This window comes from Nonomuraea longispora, assembly GCF_004348345.1.
GTDB lineage: Bacteria > Actinomycetota > Actinomycetes > Streptosporangiales > Streptosporangiaceae > Nonomuraea > Nonomuraea longispora.
On the sequence record NZ_SMJZ01000398.1, the window covers coordinates 1 to 2,245 of the forward strand.

At 74.3% G+C, this 2,245-nt stretch carries 1 protein-coding gene; it reads right to left on the minus strand.

Annotation, left to right across the window (positions count from 1 at the left end; translation table 11 throughout):
• Nucleotides 1-84: 84 nt before the first annotated feature.
• Nucleotides 85-2,245: SDR family NAD(P)-dependent oxidoreductase (locus tag E1267_RS43465; protein ID WP_132342117.1), on the minus strand; the 2,161-nt coding region annotated here is incomplete at its 5' end.

A 2,245-nucleotide genomic window follows, 5' to 3' on the forward strand; every position in this document is an offset into this window, starting at 1 on the left:
GGCACCGGCCGGCATGAGCGCTCCTCCTTCTTTCCCCGCCGCGGCCGGGAGTTTCCCCGTACGGCGGTGCCGCTTCCTGGGTTTCTACCGGCCTGCCGCTGTGGCCTGCCGCGGGCGCAGCCGGTCCAGGACGAGAGCGGCCAGGTCGGCGATCGTGCCGCCGCTGCGCAGGATCTCCATCGGCGGGATGTCGATGCCGTACTGGTGGCGTAGCGAGGCCAGCACCTGCGCGCCCATCAGCGAGTCCATCCCGTAGTCCTCCAGCTTGCGATCGTGGGCGATCTGCTCGGCCGGCATCTGCAGGATCGAGGCCAGCAGCCGCGGGATGTGCTCGGTGAGGTAGGCCAGCACCTGGTCGGCGTCCATCGCCTCCAGCTGCCTGGCGATCTGCTCGGGGCTGACGTCCTCCTGCCTCGTCGCCGTCGGCATGACCGGCGACATGCGGGGCCGGTCGAGGGCGGGCAGGACCTGGCGTAGCCTGCTCCAGTCGCAGCGGCCCACGCCGGCCACGTCCGCGCCGCCGGCGAGCATGTCCTCGATCGCGGTGAACGCCTCGCGCGGGGTGACTGCCTCGATGCCGAACGCGGCCAGCCTGTCGCCCGCGCCGCGGGCCACGACGCCGGTGTGCGCCAGCGCGCCGAGGCAGACCGTCAGGGCGGGCAGCCCGCGGGCTCTCCTGCGTCGGGCCAGCGCCTCGAGGAAGTGGTTGGCGGCCACGTAGGACGTCTGTCCCACGTGGCCGAGCGTGGTGGTGACCGAGGAGTACAGCAGGAACAGGTCGAGTTCCTCCTGGCGGGTCACCTCGTCGAGGACCAGCGCTCCGCCGATCTTGGGCCGGAGCACGGCCGCGACCCGGTCGTCGGTGAGGTCGCCGATGTGGCCGTCGTCGAGGTGCATGGCCGCGTGGACGACGCCGCGCAGCGGGCGGCCGTCGGCGCGGGCCTGCGCGACGATGCGGCTCATCGCCGTGCGATCGCTGACGTCGGCCGCGTACACGTGCGTGGCGGCCCCGTGTTCGCGCAGGTCGCGCAGCAGGTCCGCCGCTTCGGGGCTGTCGGGTCCGCGGCGGCCTACCAGGGCCAGGTGGCGGGCGCCGCGGGCGGCCAGCCAGCGGGCGGTCGCCGCGCCGAACCCGCCCAGCCCGCCGCTGACCAGGTAGGTGCCCTGGGGGTCGAGGCGCGGCGGGCGCGGTCCGGTCTCGACGAGCACGGATTCGCCGGCGGCGTCGAACGAGATGACGATCTTGCCGATGTGCCGTGAGTGGCGCATCGCCGCGAAGGCGTCCGCGACGTGGGAGGCCGGGTAGACGGTGTGCGGCAGCGGCGTGGTGCGGCCGGCGGTCACCTCGCCGGCCAGTTCGGCTATCGCGCGGGCGGAGCGGTCGGGGTCCTGGGTGAGGAGCGTGCCCACGTCCAGGCCGATGAAGGCGGTGTTGTTGCCGAAGGGGCGCATCGGCAGCCGGTGGTCGGCGAAGATGTCGCGCTTGCCGATCTCGACGAACCGGCCGCCGTGGGCGAGGATCTCCATGCTGCGGATTAGGGCTTCGCCGATGAGCGAGTTGAGCACCACGTCCACGCCGCGTCCGCCGGTCAGCTCCATGATCTGCTCGGCGAAGTCCAGGCTGCGGGAGTCGTACACGTGCTCGACGCCTTGTGCGCGCAGGAAGGCGCGCCGGGCGCGGGTGCCGGCGGTGGCGATGACGTGGGCGCCTATGCGGCGGCCGTACTGGACAGCCGCCAGGCCGACCCCGCCGGCGCCGCTGTGGACCAGGACCGTCTCGGCGGCCCGCAGCGCGCCGGTGTGGTTCAGGGCGGCGTGGGCGGTGAGGTGGGCCATGGGGATCGTGGCGGCCTCGGTGAAGTCCATGTCGTCGGGCACCGGCATCACGGCCCAGGCCGGGACGGCGGCGTGGGTGCCCACGCCCACGGCCTGCGCCGTCATCACGCGGTCGCCGGGGCGCAGGCCCGTAACCTGCGCGCCGACGGCGGCGACCACTCCGGCGCCCTCCAGTCCCAGGGGGAAGCCGCCGTGGAATCCTTCGAGCGCCTCGCCGGGCAGCAGGTTGACGGCGTGGACCAGGTCGCGGAAGTTCAGGCCCGCGGCGCGCAGTTCGATCAGCACCTGGCCGGGGCCGGGAGACGGCGGCGACAGCGGCTGCCAGGTCAGGCGGTACGCCGGTCCGGGGTCGCGCACGGCCAGCCGGTGTCCGCCGCCGCTGCTGCCGCTGTCGGCGGGGCGGGGCGGG